The organism is Actinokineospora pegani, assembly GCF_009745975.1.
In the GTDB taxonomy this organism is placed as follows: Bacteria; Actinomycetota; Actinomycetes; order Mycobacteriales; family Pseudonocardiaceae; genus Actinokineospora; species Actinokineospora pegani.
In genome coordinates this window covers 1-1710 of record NZ_WHOL01000027.1, presented here as the reverse complement: position 1 = coordinate 1710, position 1710 = coordinate 1, and the positions used below count along the sequence as shown (strand labels likewise).

At 76.9% G+C, this 1710-nt stretch carries 1 protein-coding gene and 1 pseudogene; both read right to left on the bottom strand.

The genetic code is table 11. The features are described from left to right. Nucleotides 1-326: 326 nt before the first annotated feature. A pseudogene (locus GCL84_RS00875) lies at nt 327-587 on the bottom strand (hypothetical protein); the annotation flags it as partial. Further along, nucleotides 584-1710, bottom strand: a 1127-nt coding sequence (locus GCL84_RS00870) for a glycohydrolase toxin TNT-related protein (RefSeq protein WP_156753381.1), incomplete at its 5' end; no start/stop codon positions are given. The gene GCL84_RS00870 and the pseudogene GCL84_RS00875, both read right to left, overlap by 4 nt.

Here is a 1710-nt window from a genome sequence, read left to right as displayed (position 1 = left end):
TGAGCGGAGGCGGGGGCCGCCGCAACCTGGGCGGAAACAACCTGCTCGGCGGGAGCAGGCTCGCTCACAAGGTGTGCCGGGGCGGAGGCCGCCGCAACCTGGGCGGAGACGGCCCGCTCGGCGGAGGCAGGCCCACCCACGGGGTGAGCCGGGGCAAGCTCCACCGCAACCTGGGCGGGAACAACCTGCTCAGTGGGGGCAGGCTCGACCACGGGGTGAGCCGGGGCAAGCTCCGCCACAACCTGGGCGGGAACAACCTGCTCGGTGGGGGCAGGCTCGGCCACGGGGTGAGCGGGGGCAGCCGGTTCGTCCGGGGTGGGGTGGGTCGGGAGCACCCCTACCGCGCCGCGGACTACCTGGGACCAGGTCAGGCGGCCGAAGAGGTAGTGGCAGGCGACCTGTTCGTTGGTGAAGCGGGCCCAGTCGTAGCGGTTGCCCTGTTCTCGCCAGAAGACCTCCCAGCCGGGGGTGGCGCTGTCGGTGTCGTGGAGGAGGCACCAGGTGTTGTCGGCCTCGGTGCCGAGGGAGACCACGGTCGCGGGGATGCCGATGGCCTGGAGGAGGGCGGGCAGGGCTTCGGCTTTCACGCGGTGGCTCCTGCGGGGCGGGGGGTCGGGGTGATGTCGAGGAGGTAGCCCAGGGCGACCAGGTCGGCGGCGGACTGGGTGGCGCGGTAGCGGTCGCCGCCGCCGGGTTGGGCGAACCAGGGGGCGGAGACGGCGCGCCAGACCGGGGTGGGGCGCAGGACGCGGTAGCGGTGCACGCCCGCGGCGAGCAGGGCCGGGGGCAGCGAGCGCTGGGCGAACGGGGTGCCGTCGGCGGAGAAGACGCGGCCCTCGGGGTCGCCGAAGCGGTCGATGACGGACCCGGCGGGCAGCACTTCGGCGACGCCCGCCTCGATGCCGCCCTCGGGGTAGACCTCGCCGGGGGGCCACGCGTACTCGGTGGCGGCCTCGAGGTTGTTGGGGTCGAAGGGGCGGACCAGGAACCGGCGGTCCCAGTCGCGCTCGTGCTCGCCGCCGAGCGGGTCGTGGCCGTCGGCCAGCGGGCCCGCGGCGGCGGGCTTGCCGTGGGCGGGTTCGGCGACCCGGGTGCTCAGGTCGACCAGGGACGACCGCGGGTGGTCGGCGGGGGCGAACCGGCCGCCCGCGGCGTAGTCGATCTCCCGCGGCGGCGCGTCCAGTTGCAGCTCGGGCGCGGAGGTGGCGACCGGGAGGTGCCCGAGCGGGAACAGGTGGACCAGGAGCAGCGCGGCCTCCTTGTCCTGCCCGCCCCCGGCCCGGGGCGCGGGCAGCGCGGGCGGGGCGCCGCGGCCCTCACCGAGCGGGCGCGCGTCGCCCACGGGAGCCAGGCCGGTGGTCCGCCCGCCGAGCAGTTCGCCGAGCCTGCCCTGCTTGGTCTCGCCCTGGTCGGCGGGCGCGCCGCCTGCCAACGCGCCCTGGATGCCGCCCGCGCCGACGATGACCCCGCCGACGGCGTCGTCGGGGCGCGGCTCGGCAGCGGGCGGCTGCTTGTCCTGGGGCTGCTTGGCGGTGCCCTGCTTGTGATCGATGCCGGTGGCCAGCGGGTCCGCGCCCACCTGCCGTCCGCCGGTCAGCGAACCGGGACCGCTGGTCGCCGAGGTGCTCGCGGCCACCCGGGCGCCTGGCTCGGACCGGCCCGCACCCGAACCCGGACCGCCCGAGACCGGCACGGCGGGCGCGACCGCCG